General features: G+C 66.8%; 19 protein-coding genes and 1 pseudogene. 13 read left to right on the top strand and 7 right to left on the bottom strand.

All coding sequences use genetic code 11. The features are described 5' to 3' along the window. Positions 1–136: 136 nt before the first annotated feature. Both FB471_RS24220 and FB471_RS24215 read left to right on the top strand, forming a co-directional pair. A complete protein-coding gene (locus FB471_RS24220) occupies positions 137–673 on the top strand; it encodes a hypothetical protein (protein WP_142000661.1) in 537 nt (178 codons plus the stop codon). 2 nt (positions 674–675) lie between these two features. Then, entirely contained in the window at positions 676–1,236 is a 561-nt protein-coding gene (locus tag FB471_RS24215) for a hypothetical protein (RefSeq protein WP_142000660.1), read from the top strand. A 575-nt stretch (positions 1,237–1,811) separates the two neighbouring features. Here FB471_RS24215 and FB471_RS24210 read toward each other — a convergent pair. From FB471_RS24210 to FB471_RS24185, 6 genes and pseudogenes are all read right to left on the bottom strand, one after another. Then, entirely contained in the window at positions 1,812–3,983 is a 2,172-nt protein-coding gene (locus FB471_RS24210) for an ATP-binding protein (RefSeq protein ID WP_246076555.1), read from the bottom strand. A 1,314-nt stretch (positions 3,984–5,297) separates the two neighbouring features. Further along, the gene (locus FB471_RS24205; protein ID WP_142000659.1) at positions 5,298–6,152 is read right to left on the bottom strand and encodes a hypothetical protein; all 855 of its coding nucleotides are present in this window, start codon (positions 6,150–6,152) and stop codon (positions 5,298–5,300) included. Next, positions 6,145–8,157, bottom strand: coding sequence for a hypothetical protein (locus tag FB471_RS24200; protein WP_142000658.1), 2,013 nt, complete (start codon positions 8,155–8,157; stop codon positions 6,145–6,147). Before FB471_RS24200 ends, FB471_RS24205 begins: the two co-directional genes overlap by 8 nt. A 76-nt stretch (positions 8,158–8,233) precedes the next feature. Further along, on the bottom strand, positions 8,234–8,746 hold the full coding sequence (locus FB471_RS24195) for a RipA family octameric membrane protein (protein WP_211358117.1): 513 nt from the start codon (positions 8,744–8,746) through the stop codon (positions 8,234–8,236). Positions 8,747–9,373: 627 nt separating this feature from the next. After that, complete coding sequence (locus tag FB471_RS24190; protein WP_142000657.1) at positions 9,374–9,772, bottom strand: DUF397 domain-containing protein; 399 nt, start codon at positions 9,770–9,772, stop codon at positions 9,374–9,376. Positions 9,773–9,818: 46 nt separating this feature from the next. Then, positions 9,819–10,639, bottom strand: a pseudogene (locus FB471_RS24185) (helix-turn-helix domain-containing protein). Positions 10,640–11,513: 874 nt separating this feature from the next. Here FB471_RS24185 and FB471_RS24180 point away from each other — a divergent pair. The 3 genes from FB471_RS24180 to FB471_RS24170 are packed head-to-tail and all read left to right on the top strand — an operon-like array spanning position 11,514 to position 12,924. After that, positions 11,514–11,726 carry a hypothetical protein gene (locus FB471_RS24180; protein ID WP_170220914.1) on the top strand — a complete coding sequence of 71 codons (213 nt, stop codon included), beginning with the start codon at positions 11,514–11,516 and terminating at the stop codon, positions 11,724–11,726. Next, the gene (locus tag FB471_RS24175; protein ID WP_142000655.1) at positions 11,723–12,130 is read left to right on the top strand and encodes a hypothetical protein; all 408 of its coding nucleotides are present in this window, start codon (positions 11,723–11,725) and stop codon (positions 12,128–12,130) included. Before FB471_RS24180 ends, FB471_RS24175 begins: the two co-directional genes overlap by 4 nt. A gap of 29 nt (positions 12,131–12,159) precedes the next feature. Continuing rightward, positions 12,160–12,924, top strand: a complete 765-nt coding sequence (locus tag FB471_RS24170) for a sigma-70 family RNA polymerase sigma factor (protein WP_425457085.1) — start codon at positions 12,160–12,162, stop codon at positions 12,922–12,924. A gap of 28 nt (positions 12,925–12,952) precedes the next feature. Here FB471_RS24170 and FB471_RS35985 read toward each other — a convergent pair whose 3' ends face one another. Then, positions 12,953–13,363, bottom strand: a complete 411-nt coding sequence (locus tag FB471_RS35985) for a prepilin peptidase (protein WP_170220913.1) — start codon at positions 13,361–13,363, stop codon at positions 12,953–12,955. A 751-nt stretch (positions 13,364–14,114) separates the two neighbouring features. Here FB471_RS35985 and FB471_RS24160 point away from each other — a divergent pair. The 8 genes from FB471_RS24160 (at position 14,115) to FB471_RS24125 (ending at position 20,654) form a co-directional block, all read left to right on the top strand. After that, on the top strand, positions 14,115–14,471 hold the full coding sequence (locus FB471_RS24160) for a hypothetical protein (RefSeq protein ID WP_246076553.1): 357 nt from the start codon (positions 14,115–14,117) through the stop codon (positions 14,469–14,471). Further along, positions 14,465–15,508 (top strand): hypothetical protein, encoded by a 1,044-nt coding sequence (locus FB471_RS24155; RefSeq protein WP_246076552.1) that lies wholly within the window; start codon positions 14,465–14,467, stop codon positions 15,506–15,508. The genes FB471_RS24160 and FB471_RS24155 overlap by 7 nt, the downstream gene beginning before the upstream one ends. 120 nt (positions 15,509–15,628) lie before the next feature. Next, positions 15,629–16,333 (top strand): SAF domain-containing protein, encoded by a 705-nt coding sequence (locus tag FB471_RS24150; protein WP_142000651.1) that lies wholly within the window; start codon positions 15,629–15,631, stop codon positions 16,331–16,333. After that, on the top strand, positions 16,333–17,175 hold the full coding sequence (locus tag FB471_RS24145) for a CpaE/TadZ family protein (RefSeq protein WP_142000650.1): 843 nt from the start codon (positions 16,333–16,335) through the stop codon (positions 17,173–17,175). The genes FB471_RS24150 and FB471_RS24145 overlap by 1 nt, the downstream gene beginning before the upstream one ends. After that, the gene (locus FB471_RS24140; protein ID WP_142000649.1) at positions 17,172–18,614 is read left to right on the top strand and encodes a TadA family conjugal transfer-associated ATPase; all 1,443 of its coding nucleotides are present in this window, start codon (positions 17,172–17,174) and stop codon (positions 18,612–18,614) included. The genes FB471_RS24145 and FB471_RS24140 overlap by 4 nt, the downstream gene beginning before the upstream one ends. Next, on the top strand, positions 18,611–19,528 hold the full coding sequence (locus FB471_RS24135) for a type II secretion system F family protein (protein WP_142000648.1): 918 nt from the start codon (positions 18,611–18,613) through the stop codon (positions 19,526–19,528). The genes FB471_RS24140 and FB471_RS24135 overlap by 4 nt, the downstream gene beginning before the upstream one ends. Next, positions 19,525–20,418: a type II secretion system F family protein gene (locus FB471_RS24130; RefSeq protein ID WP_142000647.1), complete on the top strand. Its 894-nt coding sequence runs from the start codon at positions 19,525–19,527 to the stop codon at positions 20,416–20,418. The genes FB471_RS24135 and FB471_RS24130 overlap by 4 nt, the downstream gene beginning before the upstream one ends. 50 nt (positions 20,419–20,468) lie before the next feature. Next, positions 20,469–20,654 carry a hypothetical protein gene (locus FB471_RS24125; RefSeq protein WP_142000646.1) on the top strand — a complete coding sequence of 62 codons (186 nt, stop codon included), beginning with the start codon at positions 20,469–20,471 and terminating at the stop codon, positions 20,652–20,654. The last annotated feature ends 36 nt before the right edge of the window (positions 20,655–20,690 follow it).

Genomic DNA, 20,690 nt, shown 5'->3' with positions numbered 1-20,690 from the left:
CCCGCCCCGACCTGACCCCCAGACCGGCGAGCCGTTTCCTCCTCGTGGCTTGGGCTACCTGGGACGTGACGACACCCCGGACACCGATCCCTACCGGGAGACCCGCCTGTCCAGGAAACCAAAGCCTCCTCCTGGCATGGGACCTACACTGGCGTGGCACCGCCCTAACAAGCGCATGCGCCACCTGACCACGCTCGGCGCCTTTGGCTTCCTCGTCATCGGCGGAAGCCTCCTGGGGCTTCTTGATGGAGACTCACCGTTTGAGTGGCTGCTGTGGTGGCAGTCATGGATCCTCATCATCGTCTTCACGATCCTCATCGGCGGCCCGTTCTCGACAATCGTCCATTCCGCAGGAGCCGATTGGTTGCAGGTTCAGCGCCTGCGCTGGGGCGTAACCAAGAGCAACTTCGTCAAACTCTACGAACTCACCAAGATCGACGTCTCGCACGGCGGCACCACTTTCCACTTGTACCTCTCCGACGGAGAACGCGCGGTGGAACGCAGCTTCGAAGAACTACAAGTCGACCGGCGAGTCTGGGATCTTGTTTATAACGGAGTTCTCCACTCGGTAGCTAGCGGGGCCACGGTGACCACTAAGGCGGCGGGAATCCTTGAACTGTCGCATGTTCCTGGACTCAAATTCCGTAACCCGTACACGGAAGGGGGAAAATAGCGTTGACGGTCACTGCACACGTCACATCTCGAAAGGGCACCCTTTCAAAGAAATCCTACCTCGTTACGCTCCTCGGTCCGATCATCATGGCGCTCTTGGCTGGCTGCGGCAGCGAAGAAGGCCCACAGCTCAACCAGGACCACGTTGCCAGCAGCCAGTCTCCCAGCACATCCCCCGAAGCCAACGCCAAGACATACCGATTCGGCGAAACCCATCAAGGTGAGTACACCGTCAAAGTCGACAACTTCCGCACATTCACCAGCAGCGCCACGGCGCAACGCAAACCTTCCTCGCCGGCATGGGCAGTCGACGTCACCTTAACCAACAACGCACCGAAGCAGTTGTCATACAAGGATTTCTACATCTTTGGGACCATGGACGGCACGCATCGTTTTGAAATAATTGATGACGGCGAGTTCACGGTCGAACGCGACATGTTCGTCCTTCAGCCGACCGAGACGGCAACCTTCCCGATGGGATTCGTCGGCGAGGGCAGGGAGCATGCCATCGAAATCTCCAGGCAAGGGAGTAGTGAAGTCCTGCGTTTCACCGACCACCCATGACGACCGGACCACGGCATCTGCGCACACCGAAACGACAGCCACCGTAGTGAGGTGGCGATGCCTTCCTCCCGACCCGAAGCCATCCCCGCCCGACACCCCGGTCAATGCCTCGACAGCTGATCAGTGGTTCGTTGCGACACCAGTGCTCAATATCGCCAGAATCCGCGTCGGCGCGGCACTTGTCGAATTTTCTAAGCTTCTGACGCCGTCGGTGATCTTGCATATCAGGAGCAAACGGCATGATCGACACGTCACATGACTTCCACGTCGATTAGGCAGTTTCTCCTGGTGAACGGGTTGCGCCAGCGTCCCTTGGGATTTATTTCTGTGCCCGCTACTGTACCGCGGACAAAGCCCACGACCAGCACGCTTGACCACGACCGCGACCGCGACCGCGGTCAAGCGTCGAGCGGATCAGCGCGAGCCTGCCACCCGCCTCGGAACGCACACCACGGTCGCCGACCGCGCTGCGGAACGCCCTGGACCTGGAACGCGTCCCACGATCACGATCATGGCGCACGATCGGAGACCGCTCAGTGCCCTGATCACCCTCAAGAAGTGGACAGAACTGGACGTCAGTGCGATCGCGGCAGTCCGGGGTCGGTGGCTTCGAGTGCGTGCAGGCGGTCACGGAGGTCGTCGGCGTGGTGGTGGCCGAGTTGGTGGTAGAGGTCCAGGGCCTCGCGCCAGCAGCGCAAGGCCCGCTCACGGTGGCCGGTGTCGCGCAAGCAGGCGCCGAGGGCGTCCAAAATCCCAGCGGTGACGTCCGGGCTGCGGTGGTGGCCTTCGATGTGGAGGGCTTGCTCGCACAGCGCAATCGCCTCGGGGTGCTCGCCCAGGCCGTGCCAGGCGCGGGCGAGCTGGTGCAGCGCGATGGCTTCGCCTTGGCGGTCGTGGGCTTGGCGGCGAAGGGGGAGGCTGCGCTCGGCGTGGTGCAGGGCTTGGCGGTAGTCACCCAGCCCCGCGCACGCTTCGCTGAGGTTGCCCTCGATCACCCCCTCCAGGCGTCCGTGCTGGGCACCGGGTGCCAGGGGCAACGCCTCCAGCAAGTACTCCCGCGCCTGGGTGTAGTGCCCTTGATCCAGGCACACCCAACCGAGGTCCGCGAGCGCACCGGCCTGTAGTGCTGGGTGGTGGAGGTCGCGGGCCAGCGCCAGCCCGGCCAGGAGGGTCTCGTGCGCGTCCTGCCACCGCCCAGGGGCCCGCTGTGTTTGGCCCAGATCCAGCAGGGCGGAGGTTTCGGTGGTGCGGTCCCCGCCGCGGCGGGCCGCGGCCACCGCCCGCTGGTGGAGGTCGAGCCGGTCCTCCCACCGCCCCATCCGAAACAGGATCCATCCGGTGGTGGTGGTGAGCAGGAGGGTGAGGGGGAGGTGGCCGTGCCGGTCGGCGTCGCGGGCCGCCGCCACCAGGTTGTCCTGCTCCGCCTCCAGCCACGCCAATGCTTGTGCGGGGTCGCCGAGGTCCAGTTCCGGGCGGGTGTCGGTGTCCAGGCGCAGCGCGGGATACCAGTCGCGGTGCGCGGGGTGCAGGACCTGGTGGGCGGTTTTGGCGTGGTGGGCGTACCACTGCCACACCCGCTCCCGGAGAGCCTCGCGCTGGCCGGGCAGGTCGTCGAGGGCGGCGCGATGGGCGGCGTAGGCACGCAACAGGTCGTGCAACCGGTACCGGCCCCGCCCCACCGGCTCCACCAGATGCGCCTCGACCAGCCCACCCAGCACCCGCCGTACCACTGGAAGGTCCAGGCCGGTGGCCGCGGCGGCTACCTCGAGACAGAACTCCGGCCCCGGATGCAACCCCACCCGCCGGAACACCAACGCCTGCGTGCTGTCCAGGCGCTGGTAGGACCAGTCGAACACCGACTCCACCGCCGCCCGCTCATCCCCACCTCGGCTCAACACCTCCAGCCGGGACCGCTCATCCGCCAGCTCCGCCACTACCTCACCCACGGTGGTGTGCGGGGCGGCGGCGTACCCGGCCGCGATCCGCACCGCCAACGGCAACCGCCCGCAATACCGCACCAACTCCCGCACCGCGCCCGGCTCGGCCGCCGCCCGCTCCGCCCCCACGATCCCGCCCACCAGCGCGACCGCCTCCGGCTCGGTCAGCAAATCCAGGGTCAACCGGGCCGCGCCCTCGGTCACCACCAACCCGGTCAAACTGTCCCGGCTGGTCACCACCACCAAACACCCCGGACTACCAGGCAGCAACGGCCGCACCTGCCCCGCACTATTCGCGTTATCCAACACGATCAACACGCGCCGTCCGGCCAGCAGCGACCGGAACAACCCCGCCTGCGCCTCCACACCCACCGGGATCCGCTCGGGCGCAACCCCGAGCGCACGCAGGAACCCCTCCAGCACCTCACCCGGCGTGGCGGGATCACCCGGCCCGTAACCGCGCAGATTCACATACAACGTGCCGCCGGGAAACCGATCCTGCACCCGATGCGCCCAGTGCACCGCCAGCGTGGTCTTCCCCATCCCCGCCGCACCATCCACCGCCGACACCACCACCGCACCCGCACCCGCCTCATCGCCAGGTACCAGCGCATCCAGCGCAGCCACATGCTCGGTACGACCGGTGAAATCCCGGATCGCCAACGGCAACTGCCGCGGCGGCGACTGAGGCCCACCAACTTCAGCTTGACCTGCCCCGGTCAGCGAGACGTGCTGGATCGACCCGGCCTGCACCACCGGACCAGCCACCCCACCATCGGCCTCGTTACGAACACCCGCCCCATCCGACACGGACACCAGTGTGTCGCCACGACCACCATCCCCAGGGCGCAATCACGCAGGACCACCCACCCGGAGCACACGACCCGCACAGGCGGGGTTCAGAAACAGGCTCCAATCGCTTGTGCTCGGGCACTCGTCAACGTAAAGCCGGATGTTGCCTTCCGACATCGGGTTCTCGCTGATCCGCTGGCATGCGGAGACGAGGCCTGATTCGCGCCGCGTAGCCGCCGCACGCACGCTCTGGATATCGAAGATCATCCGTCGTTGACTGGACCCGGCTGCGGCGGAAGGTGCACTCCCCCGCCCCTCGGCCTTCCGCCGCAGGCCACACCCCGAGTCCTCCTCGGCGTCCGATCTGTCGGTAGCCATTAGAAATATCGCGCTGACGGAAAGTAACGTCTTGTCGCATTGTGTTATCATTAAACTTCCCGCCTTGACGTACTCACCCGAGTAACGCTCGGTCTCGGCCGGGGCATCGGCGAGGTTTGCCGTGGTGGTTGCCTGGTGGCGGTTGTGGTGGAACGGTAAGGCGAGCCAGGTAGCCGAGGTGGGGTGGACCCGCTGTTCCCGTTTGATGTCGCGGCGGCGGTGTGGGGTGTACTGGGTGCGGTGGCGAACCTTGGCGTGCTGTTCGTGGAGGCGACCCGGCGGGTCAAGGGCTGGCCCTAGGCTCAGCCCTGAGGACCTGGTGGTGTCTATGCGGCGTCGATCTTGGTCAATCTCGGGATCGCTGGAGTGACCACAGCCGCGGTCGCCACCGCCGGGATCATCAACAGTGGGTTGATCGCGTTCGGAATCGGCGCTGCCGCTCCTGTCGCTGTCAAGAAAGTCGCCCGCTACGTAGAGGCCCTGCTGCCTGCGGAAGACCTGATACCTCACCGGGGAAGCAGGACCCGGGCGACGACCCGCCCTCGACGGCTGGAGGTGATAGCCATGGGTGAGCGCTTGGGACGGCAGCCGTTAAAGGCACCCGCGTCTCCTCCCGCACCGTCCTCGGCCACGCCCTCGACCGCTACCTGCCGAGCGCGGTCGCGGTCGTCATCGATTCCCAGTCAGTGAAGGCGCCGGAAACCGTGGCCCGCACCGGCCGCGACTGTGCGGAGGCGAAGTGTGGAAGGCGGGTGCACCAAGGTCGGCTGGTGTGATAGCTGACCGGAAGGGAGGATACCCGAACGATGAGCCGAGTCGGTCATGCGGGGCCAGGAACAGGCTTCGAACATCGTTCGCACATGCCCCACCCACAGCTTGTCCCAGTGAAGGTGGGCCAGGTAACGTCGGCGTGCTGTAGGCGCAACTCGTTACGCGAATTGGTCGTATCGGTGGTCAACTGGTGCGCTCGATCGCCCGCAAGTTCGTGGTGTAGATCGTCACGCCCGCCCGGTCGCCCGCGCGCTCGCACTCTGCCACCGCACGTGAGGTGTAGTCATGTGCGGCGGCGAGATCGCCGAGCCGGAAGTGGTTGAGTCCGGTGAGCCCGTACACCTTGCCGAGATAGTGATCGCTGCGGGCTAGTCGTGCGAGCTCGGCGTTGCTCTCGGCGAACTGTCCGATGTCGCTGAGCATCTGGGCGTGAGCGATGGTGTCTCGTACCGCGATGGTCTCGGGGTCGCGGCGCAGCGCGACGGTGAACGCGTCAAGCAGAGATGCGGACGTGAGGTGGTACACGTGTCCAGCCCGCTGTTCGAGGTCGCGGGCCGTGTGGAGATGGTCGATCGCGGATGGCAGGTCGCCGAGCCGGGCATCGGCCATGGCGAGTTCGACGTGGCCCTGCGCGAGAATGGCTTCCGCGCCGGCGTTTCCTTCCAGCTCCCCGATGGCGTCGAGCAACAACGACCTGCACTCCTCGTGTTCGCCGTTCTCCGCACGTTGCCGGGCCTCGTGCACAGTGTTCTCGAACCGCACGACGGGAGACGGGCCAGTGGCCCCCCGCATGTGGTCCATCGGTTGCCGGTAGCCGATGAGATCGAGTTCAGCCGCGATGCGGAAGACAAGCTGGCCGCTGCGTTGCAGTTGCGCCGGATCAGCTTTCATCTGTTCACGGAGTTCCGGTGGTACCCGTGACCAGGTGACCCAGTTGGCGGCGATCCATTGGGCGTTCTCCTCGCACAGCCGCGTAAAGGTCAGATCGTCACCGCTGTGGTGTGCCGCGGCCAGCGCGTTGAACAGGGCGTCACTCATTGATCGGCAGCTTCGGTTGCAGGAGGTGGCGCATGAGATGGCGGTACTGCAACCCCTGGGGATGGTGAGGTAGGTGGATATTGTTGCGTACGACCAGGCTGTGCGGCCGGTCGGCCACCTGGTCGGCGGCCACGACGGTGACATTGTCGTTCTTCCGGTCGATCTCGATGTGCACGGCAGGTGTGCCCGCGTCCTCCAGCATGCGAGCCAGTGCTTCAGTGACGTCGTCATCAGCGCGGTGGCTACGGCGGCGGACGATCGCCCACAGGTCCGCGGTAGTCGGGACGGAACGCAGGGCACCGTCGCTGCGATGGCCGACCGGCACGGGATCGACCGATAGCCAACTCGTCGAGGCGACTCGCGCGCTCAGCAGGACCTCCAGCTCGTCTCTCGCGCGCAGGACCGCTGCGGTGAGCACCATAGCCTCACCCTCGCAGGCGGCGAGAACGGCGATGTGACACGACGGCCGCGCCGCATGGGCGAGCGGTTGGTACGACGGCGCGATCTCGACATCGTCGAGGTTCAAGTGGATGTCGAGGGACCCGACGACGTGAGGTGGCGGCTCCTCAACGGGCCGCTGCCGCCGCTGCCGGTAGTCCGGCACGAGGAATAGCCCGCCGTTTTCCACGGTGGGTAGAGGTAGGACGCCGGTGACGAGACTGGTCTCACCGGCGTCCCTGGTCGGAGCGTGGACCGCAGATCGCAGGGCGTTGTAGAGGAAGGGCAGATCGCCCGGATCCGCCATGGCGAGCTCGAGCCTGCGCATGCATTCCTCGGGTGACTGGACGCGAAACACCTCGGTGTCCAGCACGCCGCGCCAGGCCACCTGTTGCCGGTCACCGACGAGACGCATGAGGTCATACGGCTCGCGCTGCCTGCCGAGGCGCGGCTTTTCATCGAACGACACGATGTCGACCATGCCGGACAGCCGGACGGCGGTATTCGACTCGAGGTTGCACCACGCCCGGCCGAGATAGTCGAGGGTGTCGTCGAGCAGGATGAGTGTGCGCGCACTGCACTGCACTGCCAGCAGGCGTCGCAGGGTACGGTCGAATATCGCCTGTTCCTCGGCGGTGCGCGGGGCCTGCGGCATGCAGGTGTAGTCGTACCAGACATGCAGGTGCCTCAGCAGCGCACGCAGTATCGGTAGGCCTGCGACGAGTTCGGCGAGGTGGGTGAGGCCGCCGTCCGAGCGGGCCTGCGCGGCGCCGAGATCGTCCACGTGTCCGGCGATCGACGTGACCTCCACGGCCGCGTCGGCCAGGGAGCTCTCGTCGAGAGCATCCCGCAGAACGTTGACGAGAATGCTCTCGGCGAGCGGGGATCCCGCGGGCCCGATGGGTACGTCAAGCCGCCTGGCCACCTGGCGCGGGTTGTGCAGCCCACGTCGGTGTGCTGCCCGTACCGCCTCGCAGAGTGCGCCGAACAGCCGCCACGCGACCAGGCGTGCCTGGTGCCCGCCCGGGTCTGGGTGGGTGGGGCTACGCCATCGATGTGAGACGAAGGCGTAAAAGTGACCATGGCGTGTCCCCGTGCTCAGCACGTCGCGAGCGTCCTGCATCCGCGGAAAGCCGCCGGCCGCGATCAGGTCGGGCAGCGACAACCATCGCGAGTAGCCGTTGCCTTCACCGTCGTCCAGCACCCACAGCCGCGGCATGTCCCGGTCGTCGGCAACCTGTTCCCACGCCGGGATGGACACGCTCAACGGCAGCGTCCACACCAACCCGTCGTTTGCCTTCGAATGCACCAGCCCGTCCTCGACGACGAAACTGAAGTAGCCGTCCGGAAGTTCGATCGGCCGATGGTTCAGGTCTTTCTGTTGGTCCACCAGCCGTGCCACCTCGGCTGGCAGGCTCAGGTTGGCCTGCGTGCGTTCCTCCGATGCCCTGCGCGCCAGGGTCTGGATCGGCATCGTGTCCGTGGCGCCGCAGGCCTCGAAGTAGCGGGACGCAAGATCATCATAGAGCCGCGTCCGGCTCTCACCCGAATAGGCGAGCGCCCTCATCACCACCTCGCCAGCCAACCGTAATCGCTCTCGCACAGATCCGTCTTACCAGAGGTGGTCAGGGCCTACGATCCTTTCAGGCAACAAGAGCGACCACGAATCCAGCCAAGTAGATCGAACCGAACAGGACCGGTACCCACTGCTCCAGGTGCGTCAGCGGCCAGTACCTCGATCGGTCGCGCCCTTCGCCGAGTGCCACCCACTCCGCTTTCCAGTACGGCGACGCCGGAAGCCGTTCTTCCAGCGCTCCGACCACCTGGTACTTGGCCGTGTTCAGCTGCCGGTACGAGCGAACCAGGTAGAACCAGGCCGCGCACTCCGCGAGCAGCGCCGCTAGCGGGATGACGAGCCACCACGGCGTGGCCACCAGCCTCGCTGGCCACGCTACGCCGATGACGGTGAAGATCGACGTGTTGAGGGCCAGAAAGAAGGTGTTGGCAAGCGCCCGGCGCGCGCTGACCCGGTCCGCCATCTCCACGTACAGCTTGTATTGCTCCAGGACGGCGTTCTGATAGTTCTCACCGGCGACGGCATCGTCCTGAGTACTCACGCCGGCGTTCCAGAGCCTGCTACTGATGTCGTCCGTCACGCCGCGCATCATGTCAGCCGAGCGACGGCGCCACGCGGCTTCGGCGCCTGAGAACTGCTGTGCGGGTGATCGTGGTGGAGCGGTCCTACCACCTGTTCAAGTACGGCGGGGCGCACCACCCGCAACGACAAGCTCACCATCACCTACCGAGAAACCGTCATCCCGGCACCGATCATGGTCTGGCTGCGGCGATAAGGAGCCGCGCTTCCTGCCCGATGACAGGCCTGTATCCAGGCGCGATGTCGATCTGCTTTTCGTCGCTCGACCCGCGGCCGACAGGTTCGACCGGGACCGGGAACACGGCAGGAAGCGAACATAGGAAACGCCCTGGCGGGGCAGCTCTTCCGCTCAGTCGACGGGTAGGCTGGTAGCGAAGGACTGCCGGGATACTTCGGCTATCTGGGTCCTGATCTTGATTCCTTCGATCTCGCCACGCCGTCCCTCGTCTTTGCTCGTCGTCGACGGGCGAGCAGATCGGCCTTGACCTCGTCCAGCCGGGCCAGCATCTTTGGATCGACCTGGAGAACGTGGGCATCGAGCGCAAGCGTGCTCATCGTCGCCGTGTCTACGTTCTGGCGGGCGAGGCAGCTTCGTGGCCAGGCCAGAACCAGCCCTAGCTAGTGCGCCTCAGGCGGCAAGCGCTTCAGTGCCGGGGAGATCGAACTCCCCGTTGCAGACGCCTGCGACGAACGCGGACCACTCGCCCGGGGTGTACGACAGGGTCTTGTTCGGAGTACGCAGTGCCCGAAGGCTTGCTCCACCGTCTGCATCGATCGTGATCTGTATTACTGTGCTTGTACCAGCCGGTGCATCCCCAGCCACTTCGTCCAGAAACGTTGCCCAATGACGGGCGGCGATGGTCAGAATCGGGCCGGCACCGCAGTCCTTGCTGTCGCGAATGTGGATGAGATCGGTGTCGAAGAGGACCTCGACGCACTGATTGCCGTCCGGGTTGCTGAAGGTGCTCTTGAACCACGCTCCGACGACGCTACTACGGCGAGTTGTGCTGGTGTTGTTGGAGGTCATCTCCGCTGCTGTCCTTCGTGTGTGTCCTGCTTCGTCAGTTGCGAGGTCATAGGGTGCCGGCGAGATCAAGTAGGAAGCGACGCGTCTGCTCCGGGCCTGACGCTGCGGCTTTCTGCTGCTCCCACAAGGTCAGGTACCGGGTCGTTCGCTTGGTGTCGTCCACGTACGTCCCACCATCGTGTTGTTCCAGGTAAACGATACTGACCGGTGGCTTGGTGTCGTAGCCGAAGATGGTGTATTCGTGCCCTTGGCCCATGTAGTAACCGGTGCTGAACGGCACGATCTGTAGCTCGACGTTCGGCCGATCCAGGGCCTCGACCAGCCACAGGACCTGCTCTTTGACGATCTCCGCACTGCCGGTGATGCGGCGCGGGCGGCCTCGTCGATGATGAACCAGAACTGCTGGTCGGTGTTGTCGAGTACCCGTTGCCGCGCTAGCCGATCGGTGGTGTCGCGGTCGATCTGATCCCGACTTGGCGAGGGGCGCCAAGCCCGGAATAGCGTGCGCATGTACTGCTCGGTCTGCAGCAGGCCGGGCACGACCAGAGCCTGATACGAGAAGAAGCGCTGGCAACTTGGTTCCATATCGACCAGTAGCCGCATGTGCTGGCGAAACCGCGTGCTGAAGGCCCCGCGCTTGGTCCGGCGGTTGCCTTCGGCCTGCAGATCCCTCACGTACGCCTGATCGGCCTCGCTGGTTCCGTAGCGTTCCAGCAGCGCATCCAACTCCTTCGGCCGGATGCCACTGCCAGACTCGATATGCGCGATCTTCTGCTGGGTGCAGCGCAAGATCTCCGCCGCATCGTCCTGCGTCAACCCAGCATCGACGCGCTGCCTGGCGAGTTCATTACCCAACACGATCTTCATCACCGCTGGTGGGAGCTGTTGCTGGGCCACGCCTACCTCCAAATCGCAACCAGCTTGATCACGCATAGTACAGGCCGATTCACTCGTTTGTGCGTGTACTCAACTTGAGTACACGAGTTACGGTCTAGGCAAACCGTACTCCGAGCCACCAAGCCTGCGAGGTCGAGTCTATGAGTACACAAGTTACGAGCTTACTCGACGAGGAGCACGGCCATGGTGGCGCACCCCATCGGTGTCCCTGCCCAGTACCAATGCCGCTGGGCCTCCCGAGTCACCGGCCTAAGCACGCTCGGCCCGCTTCACCCCAGCGTGACCAACGCGCCGAGTTGCTGCCAGCAGCGAGTGGCGCTTCGTCCAGGTCCCACGACAACTCCGCGCGCTACGCGCCGTCGCTTATCTGTGGCGTGGCTCCGGCTCTCCAAACGTCCTGCCCGATCCGCTGCCTCGCCGACGGTTCCTCGAGTGGAGCGGTCAGGACTGGACCATGGCGGCCCCGCCGAGGCCCCGGACTCCGACGGCGCCCCCGTGGCATCTACGACCTCCGGTGGGCAGGCGTTGCCCGCGACCGCCGCCTGCCCGCCGGATTCCACCGCAGCTTCGAAGGCGCCCCACCCAAAGGAGACCGGGGAGTCGAGATGTGGCCTTTCAGCCGACGAGGGCAGACGACGCCGAAAACGATTCGCAACGAAGCCGTGCGGTGCAGAGACAAGCGTGGGCACAGCACCGCGGCAACAGGCGGAGTGAGCGAGAAAGGGCAGGTCACGCTGACCGTGCCGATCGGCGGGCCCGTGGTATTCAGCAGGCTTCAGGTCGGCACTCTGCGGGGACGGTTGACGGCCGCTGCGGTCTGGGCTGATCGGACGTTCTGCCGATGATGCGCAGGCGGAGGGGGCATGTTGGCGACACGGTCGGAGATGGCGGCCTGTTCTTGGCGCTCAGTGGTGAGCTGCTGTGCTTTCTCGCGCTGCTCGGCGTGTCCACCCTGACGGGAGCATGGGTCGGCCGGAGCCTCCTGGAAATAGGCCTGATCGTGCCGCTGGCGCTGGTCATGCTGGTGCTCGTGCTGACAAGCCGGGACAGGCCATGAACACGCGTCGGCTCCTGTTCCTGGCGGACGCGTTGATCGACGCCGACGACTCGGCCACCAGCGGGTTCATCTGCCCGGTTCCGTGCGAACGGTTCGGTGACGGCCGGATCTCGCTGTGGCCGCGACCATGGGTTCGGCTGAATCCGTCCGGTTACCCGATCGCGCTGGAACTCGACCTCCGCACCTGGCTGGTCACCTACCACGGGGAACGGACCGGTACAGGTGGGCTCACGCTGCCGATCGAGTGCCAGCATCGACCAGCCGCCGCCGACGTCGCGGAGACCTTCCTGGACCACCTGGCCAAGCGCCGGGTGTTCCCCAACCATCCGGAACACCTGGCCCAATGGTGCGCCTGGTGGTGCGAGAACTACGCCTACGCCCGGCCCATGAGGGCCGAGCGGTGACCGCGCCGACTCGGTGTCGCGCTCACCCGGTGAGCGGGCCCGAGCCGCGCGGACACGAGGACGCTGCGCTGATCACCGCCGTCCGCCGCGGGAGGGCCAGCGCCTACGGGCAGCTGTACGAGCGGCACGTGGCCACGGCCTACCACCTGGCGCACCAGCTGACCAGGTCACCGGCCGACGCCGACGACTTGGTGGCCGAGGCGTTCGCGAAGGTGTGGGACGCCCTACGGGCTGGGAAGGGACCGCACTCGGCGTTTCGTGCGTACTTGCTGACCACGTTGCGGCACACCGCCTACGACAAGACGCGCAAGAACCGCAGAATCGACCTCGCCGAAGACATGACCGAACTCGGTCGCCTCGCCGCCGGGGCATTGACCGTACCGTTCTCGGACCCCACGGTGGCCGGCCTGGAGCGCACGCTGGCGGCGAAGGCGTTCGCCAGGCTGCCTGAACGTTGGCAGGCGGTCCTGTGGCACACCGAGGTCAAGCAACAGTCTCCTGCCGAGGTCGCGCCGCTGCTCGGGCTCACCGCGAATGGGGTGTCCGCGCTGGGATACCGGGCACGTGAAGGCTTGCGCCAGGCATACCTCCAAGTACACCTCGCCGACACCGCCCCAGCCCGGTGCCGGGCCACCGCCGACCGGCTCGGCGCCTGGACGCGGGGCGGCCTGGCCAAACGCGAACGCGCCCAGGTAAAGGCACATTTGGATCACTGCGCCCGGTGCCGGACCCGCGCCGCCGACCTGGACAACGTCAACGCCACGTTCCGCCACGCCGGGCGCCACCCCACATGATCGAACGACTTCCTGCGGGTTAAGCCGGTCACGGTCCCGGCTGGATGAGAACGACGGCGAGTGCACCAGCCAGGAGAAAGGGACCGAGGGGGACCTCGCTGCCCGGCTCCAGCCATCGAGCGGCGCGGAGCACCAGCAGTGCGATGGCCGCCGTGAGCCAGCCCAGCAGTGTTCCCACCAGCACGGCCGTCCACCCGGCCCAGCCCAGCGCGAGGCCCAGTAGGCCGCCGAGCCGGAGATCCCCGCCACCCATCTGGCCCGGTCGGAGGAAGTAGATGGCGCCGTAGAACGCGAGGAGCACGAGCATGCCCGCAGCGGAGCGGATGAGCGGGTATGCGTCGCGGCTGACGATGGCCGCCGCGCCGAAGAGTGCGGCCAGGATGATTCCGGCGGGCCAGAGCAGCTTGGTGGGCAGTTGGCGGGAGGTCCAATCGATCACGGCTAGCGGGACACTGGCCGCTGCGAGCCAGGAGTATGCGAACAGGTCGGGCTCAGTGCCGGTACGCCAAGCGAGCGTTGCGAACAAGGCTGCGGTAAACACCTCCGGTAGGGCTGGTGGCGCGAGTCGGCCTGTCCCCTCCGGAAGGAATGAACCCCGCTCTACGATGACACGCAGACCACCGCCAACGACGAGACCGACCAGGCCCCACCCAGCGATGCCGGCTGCGTTCATGGTCCCGCCGGTGCCTTCGACGAACGATTCGCAAGAGTGACAGAACCATTCATCGTGTACCCCCTGCAGCTGCTGATTACGAAATCTGGTGCAACGAACCTACGATTCAGCACCCCTTGGACACGCTGTGATTAGACCGTTTGAGTGAAATTCGGTCCATTTGCCCTGTTCCGACACCTGTGTCCCTGCATAGGGACATTGCAGTCTCCTGGGGGCCGGCAGGTAGAGGTGATATGTACCACAGTTAGATCGAAGGGAATTTTCGCGGATCCGAGGGGGGCACGTGGTCGACGGCAAGGTATGCGGTCGCAATGGCCAGTACAGGGCGGGACTGGTTGCTGCGGGACTCATGGCGCTGGCGTTGGCGGCCTGCAGCTCGAACTCGTCTTCGGCACCTGAGAGCACGACTGGAGTGACAACTCCTCCACCGTCGAGCAGTGCATCCCCATCACCGGCCTCTCCCGCCGATCGTGCACGTCAGCAGGCGACGGCCGCTTACACGGGGATGTGGCAGCAGATGGCCAAAGCCGGCGAGACCTCGGACTGGCAGTCACCCGAACTCGCGAAGTACGCGACCGGCGATGCGCTCGGGGTGATCAACCGCAGCCTGTACACCGACCACCTCAATGGCGTCGTGTCCAAGGGCGCGCCAACGCACAACCCCCAGGTGTCCGAAATGAACCCGGCCGACAATCCGACCACGGTCATGATCTCGGACTGTAGCGACAGCTCGAACTGGCTGAAGTACAAGGACGGCCAGTTGCTCGACGACACTCCGGGCGGACGGCGCTCGATCACCGCGGAAGTCAAGAAGCAGCAGGACGGCACGTGGAGGGTCACCCGATTCGCCGTGGAGGGGGTGGGCTCGTGTTGAAACGTGTAGGAGTCGTGGTGGGTTTCTCCGCGGTCGTGATGGTGGCGAGCTCGCTTCCGGCGTTCGCTGACGACGGGTTCGGGTTCACCGACTGCAGCCAGTACCCCAACCCCGGCTGCGAGCTCGGCGCGGGCAAGTACCCCCGGCCTGGGGCCAGTAACCACGGCAGCGGCGACACGAAGCCGGGCGCCCCTGGGAGGAGTAGGCCCGATACCGGGCGGGCCCAAGCCAATGGCGACACGATCATCGGCGGGAACACCAACCTGGCCCAGTGCGGGTACGAGCGCAGTGGGTATCAGGGCCCGCCACCCGGAGGTGCGCAACCGGCGTCCTTCACCGTCCCGTCCAGATCCGGCGTCATCACCGCGATTCCTGTCGTGTATCAGTCGCGGAACAAGCCAGCCAGCGTGCAGTTCGCGGCTACGGCGCCGCGGCTCGCGCAGGATCAGCCGCCGTCGGGCGCCTGGTACGTCTACAAGTGCACTGGGCCTGGATTCCGCGACGCCCTGTACCGGCCACCGGTCTGGATCGCGGATGGGCAGCCCAGTCCGGCACCGCTTCCATCCCCGGCCGAACTCGCGGCGCAAGCTCGGAACCAGTTGCGGCTGCCCACTCCGAAGATCAAGGCGAACCCGGCCGGGGACCAGTTGGTCAACCTGCCGACCTGGTTGTGGTTGGACCGCAGCAGTTGGGGCGACGTCTCGGCCACGGCGTCCGTGCCGGGTGTCTCGGTGACCGCTGTCGCGAAGCCGACTTCGATGACCTGGTCGATGGGTGATGGCGGTTCGGTGACTTGCACCGGTCCGGGCTCCCCGTTCCCTGCCGGGGGTGACCCGAAGAGCGCTTCGCCGGATTGCGGCTACACCTACCGCACCTCGTCGGCCGGGCAACGCGGCGAGGCATTCCCGGTAACCGCCACCGTGGCCTGGACAGTGACCTGGTCGGGGGCCGGCCAGGGCGGAACGTTCCCGAACATGACCACGACCGGCAGCGCGGCCTTCCGCGTAGCGGAGAGCCAGGGAATCGCGACCGGCTGAGCCCAAGCCCCTCGCCCGACGAAGGCGAGCGTGCACAACGAAACACCCTGTTACGGAAGGCCCGTCGACCACACCGGATCGACGCGCCGCGATGGCTTTGTGCCTGAAGGAGGTCCGGTGGTGACCACTACCGCGGATTCGACCAGCACCGGCACGACGACAGACCGAACGTCGCCCAATGCCTGGGCTGGCCGTGACGGCAAGGCCCCTTCGCGGCTGAGCGGCGGGGGCCGGCGGCGCAGCGTTCCCTACCTGCTGCTCGGGGTCCTGCTGGTCGTGGCGTGCTCGGCCGGAGGTGTGTTCGCCGGGATGCAGTTGGGCGACAGGGAAAGCGTGTTGGCGTTGGCTCGTCCGGTTGCGGTGGGCCACATGCTGACTGCGCAGGACCTCAAGGAGGTCAGCATGGCGTCCGACTCCGAAATGGACGTTATGCCGGTATCGTCGGCATCCGCAGTGGTGGGAAAGCCGGTCGCGTTCAGCCTGCCCGCCGGTTCGTTGGTGACGCGCTCCGTCCTCGGCACCCCGCACATTCCTGCACAAGGCAAGGCAATTGCCGCCGTCGGGCTGAAATCGGGCCAATTCCCGCCCGACCTGTCGCCCGGAACCACCGTCGCGGTGCTTACTGCGCCGGGCCAGGGCACGACTACAGGAACGTCGAGCGGAGAGACCTCGTCGTGGACCGCGGTGGTGACCGGTATCGCCACGCGCGAGACAGAACAGACCACTGTGGTGTCCCTGCAACTGTCTGAATCGGACGCTCGGGCGTTGGCCTCTGCTCCGGCAGGTCAGCTCAGCCTGGTGGCGATCTCGGGAGGTGGCCGCTGATGCTCATCGCAGTCTGTTCACTCAAGGGCTCGCCCGGCGTCACCACGTTGACGACCGCGCTCGGCGCGCGATGGCCAGGACAGGAGAACCCGATCGTGGTCGAGGCCGACCCCGCCGGCGGCGACCTGATGGCCCGCTTCCGACTGCCGGAATCACCGGGTCTGGTCAGCCTGGCCGCCGCGGCACGGGGCCGCGGCGGCACCGACCCGAACCTGCTCGCCCGGCACACGCAACTTCTGCCCGGTGGCTTGCGCGTGGTGCTCGGGCCGGTCGGCGCCGAGCAGGCCCGCGCCGCGTTGTCGGTGCTGGCCGTAGGAGCCTCGTCCCCGCTGCGCCGGGCGGCTGACCAGCTGGGAATCGCGGTCATTGTCGACTGCGGCCGAGCGGATCCTGGCTCACCCACGTTCCCGATCATCCGCAGCGCCGACGCCATGCTGTTGGTCGCCCGCCCGCACGATGACGAGCTCGCGCATGTCGCGCTCAAGCTGCGAGCCGCTCAGCAGTGGTCCCGTAAGCCGTGCCTCGTGCTCGTCGGCGACGGCTACCCGACCGCGGAGGTCTCCCAGGTCCTCGGGATCCCGGTGATGGGTCGGATTCCCCGCGACGACAAGGGCGCCGCAGTGTTGTGCGGGCAGGGAAACGGCCGGCACGGCCCGGCGAGGTCCACGCTCGGACGCGCCGCCGCCAAGATCGCGCTGAACGCTTACGCACACTGGCATGCCGCCAACAATCCCGGCGGCACCCGCGGCCTGCACCTGCGACTGGCAGTGCCTGGTGAACCGGTCTCGGGCGCGGCCCTGCAGCCCCACGGACCGCAGACACGAAACGGCGCGACCCCATGAGTCGGCCCGGACTCGGCGACGCGCGCTGGACAACCACGCCGAACGGAGCTGGACCGCAACCTCGTTCGGCGAACCTGCCCGGCCCGGCCGAGGTCCCGCATCGGCCCGCGGGCGAGGCCGCGGCCGTGGACCGGCTGCGGCAGTACCTGCGTGATCAGCTGTCCACGCAACTCAGCCAGCGCATCAGGGACGACGAGAGCGCCGGCCGTGCCCCGATGGGCACCGTGCAGCGTCGGCAGATGGCCCAGGTGATCCTGCAAGACGCGGCCGAGGCTCATGCGCAGGCTGAGATGCGGCTTGCCCACGACCTGGTGCGACCGGAGGTCGAGCAGCGTGTGATCGCGGCGGTGCTCGACGAGGTCTTCGGGCTTGGTGGTCTGGAACCGCTGCTGGCCGACACCGAGATCGAGAACATCAACATCAACGGCTACGACCGCGTCTTCGTTCGATACGCCGACGGCCGCCGCGCCCGCCTGGCGCCGGTGGTGGGCTCGGACACCGAACTCGTCGAGCTCATCCGCGACCTGGCCACCCGGTCCGGTGTGGAGGAACGCCGTTTCGACCGCGGATCGCCGATCGTCAACTTCCAGTTGCCTGGCGGTGAGCGGGTGTCGGCCGTCATGGCCGTGACCGCACGGCCCTGTGTCTCGATCCGGCGGCACCGCTTCACCAAGGTCACCCTGGCGGAGCTCCGGGAGAACGGCACCATCGACCTGGCGCTGGAATCTTTCCTGACCGCGATGGTGCGCGCCCGGCGCAACGTTCTGATCACCGGTGGGACCGCGATCGGCAAGACCACCATGCTGCGCGGGCTGGCCTCGGCCATCCCGCCCTGGGAGCGGTTGTTCACCATCGAGGATGTCTTCGAACTCGGCCTCGGCGAAGACTCCGACGCGCACCCAGATGTGGTGGCCATGCAGGCCCGGGAACCCAACCTGGAAGGCGTCGGTGAGGTCTCGCTGTCCGAGTTGGTGTGGCAGTCCCTGCGCCAGAGCCCGGACCGGGTGATCGTGGGCGAGGTCCGCGGTCCCGAGGTCATCCCGCTGACTAACGCCATGAGCATGGGCAACGACGGCAGCATGGGCACCCTGCACTCCTCCACCAGCCAGGGCGCATTCACGAAGTTGGCCGCCTACGCCGTGCAAGGCCCTGAGCGGCTGCCGATGGAAGCGACCAACCTCCTGGTCGCCGCGGGCTTGCATTTCGTGGTGCACCTGGACAAGCCCCGCGGGGAGAACAGCAGGCGCGTGGTGTCCTCCATCCGCGAAGTCGTCGGCGCCGACGATCGGCAGATCATCAGCAACGAGGTGTGGCGACCGGGCCCTGACCTGCGTGCCGTGCCGGGCGCCCCGTTGCGCACCGACACCCTCGACCTGCTCGTCGGCACCGGCTTCGACCCGGATCTGGCCGAGCGGCGTGAAGGGTGGTGGCAGCCATGACGACCACCGCCGCCCTGTTCGGCCTGCTCGGAGCGGGCCTGGCGGTCGGTGTCCTGCTCATCGTGGTCGGACTGCGCGGCCGGCCCGCCCGTCCGGCGGCGCCGTCGCGCCTGGGCACCTGGCTGACCGCACACCACGACCGCAAGCAGATCGGCTGGCTCGTCGTAGCAGTGCTCGCCGGCCTGGCCGTCGGCGCACTCACCGGCTGGGTGGTCGGCGCCATCCTCACTGTCCTGGCCGTGGTCGGCTTGCCGCGGATCCTCGGCTCGAACGTCGACCACAAGCGCCACCTCGAACGGATCGAAGCGATCGCCGGGTGGACGGAGATGCTGCGGGACACCCTGGCCGCCGCGGCCGGTCTGGAACAGGCCATCCTCGCCACAGCGCCGGCCTGTCCGGCCGCGATTCGCGAGGAGATCACTGAACTGGCCGTCCGACTGGAACGCGGTGAACGCCTGGCACCGTCGTTGCGCAACCTCGCTAACCAGCTCCGCGACCCCACCGCGGACCTGGTGATCTCTGCGCTCGTCCTGGCCGCTGAGCACCAGGCGCGGCATCTGGCCGACCTGCTCGGCGAACTCGCCAGTGAGGCCCGCGAGCAGGCGTCGATGCGGATGCGGGTCGAGGCCGGACGCGCCCGCACCCGGACTAGCGTGCGGGTCATCGTGATCACCACGCTGGCCTTCGCCATCGGGCTCGTGCTGCTCAACCGCGGCTACCTCACCCCGTACGACTCGGCGTTCGGCCAGCTCATGCTCCTGCTCGTCGGGACGCTGTTCGCCGGAGCTTTCGCGTGGCTGGCCAGGATCGTGCGCCTGCGTGAACCGGAGCGGTTCCTGACCGAGCTGACCACGATCCGACCACACGACGTTGAGGCCGACGATCTGCTCGCCGGAAAGGGGACGTCGTCATGATCAGCGCGTTGTTGTGGGGTGCTGGGCTCGGTGTCGGTTTGTGGGCGCTGGTGGTCTACCTGTTCCCGCCACGGCCACCGCTGCGTGCTCTGGTTGACCGGCTGCATGCGACACCGGCACCGCCACCGATCCTCGCCGCCGACTCCGACGGCTGGGCCCTGCGGGTGGGCAAGCCGTTCGTCAAGCCGCTGGCCGCGCTCGGTCTGCCCACCCGCAAGCTGCGCAACGACCTCGCGGTCACCGGCAAGAGCATCGAGCACCACCTGGCAGAGAAGGCCACTCTGGCGCTGACTGGGCTGCTGCTGCCGATCCTGATGGAGCTCCTGCTCGTGGTGGCCGATGTCAGCCTGGGCTGGGAGGTCCCCGCCGTCGCCAGCCTCGTCTTCGCCCTGGGTGGCTTCCTGCTCCCCGACCTCAGCGTCCGGCAGGAAGCCGAACGGCGGCGTTCCACCTTCCGGCACGCGCTGGCGGCCTATCTCAACCTGATCAGGGTACTGCTGGCCGGCGGCGCGGGCGTCGACGGAGCCCTGTCCGACGCGGTCGGCATCGGCAAAGGCTGGGCTTTCCAACAGCTTCGCCGCGCACTGGTCACCGCCAAGCTCACCCGAACCACACCATGGTCCACCCTTGGACAACTCGGCACGGAACTCGACGTACACCAGCTGTCCGAGTTGGCCGCGTCGGTCAGCCTCGCCGGCACCGAAGGCGCCCGCGTACGCGCCAGCCTCGCCGCCAAGGCCGCGGCACTGCGCACCCGCGAACTCACCGACGCCGAAGGCGAAGCCCAGGCAGCCACCGAACGCATGAGCCTGCCCGTGGTGATGCTGTTCGGCGGTTTCCTTGTCTTCATAGGCTTTCCCGCGCTCGCGCAGGTGCTGGGAGGTCTCTGATCTCCACGAGAACAGTCCATACCGGACCCCGAACCACAGGGGAGAAGCTGATGTTCACCGAAGTCCAGATCCTCATCGCCCGCCTCCGCGCCGAGCTGGAACGGCTCCATGATGACGATGGCGGCTACTCGACCGAAGCGGTCGTGGTCACGGCTGCGCTGGTTCTGATGGCGATCGCGGTCATCGCGATCATCGTCGCCAAGGTCACCGAGAAGGCCAACGGCATCAACCTGTAAGCAGGTGACCACGATGGCTCGAAGCAGCACCAGATC

The sequence above is a fragment of the Amycolatopsis cihanbeyliensis genome (assembly GCF_006715045.1).
GTDB lineage: Bacteria > Actinomycetota > Actinomycetes > Mycobacteriales > Pseudonocardiaceae > Amycolatopsis > Amycolatopsis cihanbeyliensis.
The sequence above is the reverse complement of the archived record's forward strand: the minus strand, read 5'-3'. Positions and strand labels throughout refer to the sequence as shown.